This window comes from Flammeovirga agarivorans (assembly GCF_012641475.1).
Lineage (GTDB): Bacteria > Bacteroidota > Bacteroidia > Cytophagales > Flammeovirgaceae > Flammeovirga > Flammeovirga agarivorans.
The window spans coordinates 1-1,069 of record NZ_JABAIL010000049.1 but is presented as its reverse complement, the minus strand read 5'-3'; the positions used below and the strand labels follow the sequence as shown (position 1 = coordinate 1,069).

Sequence of the window (1,069 nt, the reverse complement as noted above, 5' to 3'; positions counted from 1 at the left end):
AGTTTAGCAAATTCGTTGTGGGTTATATAATCAAGCATTTCAATTAGACTTAAACTTAATGTACCATCAAATAATACTTCTATTATTAATATTTGGCATACCAGTATATGGTCAATCATTTGAATCAGATACTGTCAGGATTTATTATGCTCAAGCAATCGAAGAAGAGTTATTTTCTGATACTGAATTAAAATTAACAGACAATCAAAAAATGGTCTTAGAAAAAAGATTAATATCTATATATGAGAATCTTTTAAAAGACTTTTCTAGAAGTTTATATAACCTCTTCATTTTAAATAGACTAGGTAGTTTATATCTTCAAAAAAATCATTCAAAATCAAAAGAATACAATAAAAGAGTTATTCATTCAAAAGAAGAATTTTATTGGTCACACACCAAAACAGTATTTTTAGAATCGAATAATAAACCTTTAATCTTCAACATAACCATTACAGATAAAACTCTAAAACATAACTCCTTTTTGAACCTTGCAAGAATATCATTAGTTGAACAGAAATATAATCAAGCATTAACGCTATTAGATTCATGTAACAGTTATCCTGAAAGTTTAGAATCAGATGTGCGATCATTAATACCACATTTAGATGAACGAATAAAAAGCCTTTATGGACTAAGAGAATATAAAGAACTAGATTTATTACTTAGATCATCTTATTTGTATTCGTTTTTCATTCCTTCAGAAAATGAAGAAATTATTTATCAAACAATAATAAGAACGTATGATAAATCATATATAATTTCAAACATTCTTGAACCGATAAAGAATTTAAATATTAAGGAATCATATTTTGCAGGAGCTATAGATATTAACTTTATGAACGAAAAAAATACTGTTGATTTAGTATATCTTTCTACCGAAAATCCCATGTATGAGAATTACTTAAAAGAGGAATCAAAAGAGAATTTTGATAGTTTTGCAAAACGGGTATTGAAGGATCGTAAGAAATCAACTTTATATCAAAAATTAAAAAAATATACAACCCACAACAACAGCTAAAACTCCAAGACTCGGGCGACGCGCCCTCGCTCGGTGTTTAGCATTTTCGTT

Annotated in this window: 1 protein-coding gene; it reads left to right on the top strand. The window is 27.4% G+C overall.

Translation table 11 applies throughout. The annotated features are described in order from the left end of the window. Positions 1-58: 58 nt before the first annotated feature. A complete protein-coding gene (locus HGP29_RS28150; RefSeq protein ID WP_168885805.1) occupies positions 59-1,018 on the top strand; it encodes a hypothetical protein in 960 nt (319 codons plus the stop codon). Positions 1,019-1,069 lie beyond the last annotated feature (51 nt).

Coding starts and splice junctions, on each gene's coding strand:
- HGP29_RS28150 (WP_168885805.1), top strand. CDS start 59: ATGTACCATCAAATAATACTTCTATTATTAATATTTGGCATACCAGTA.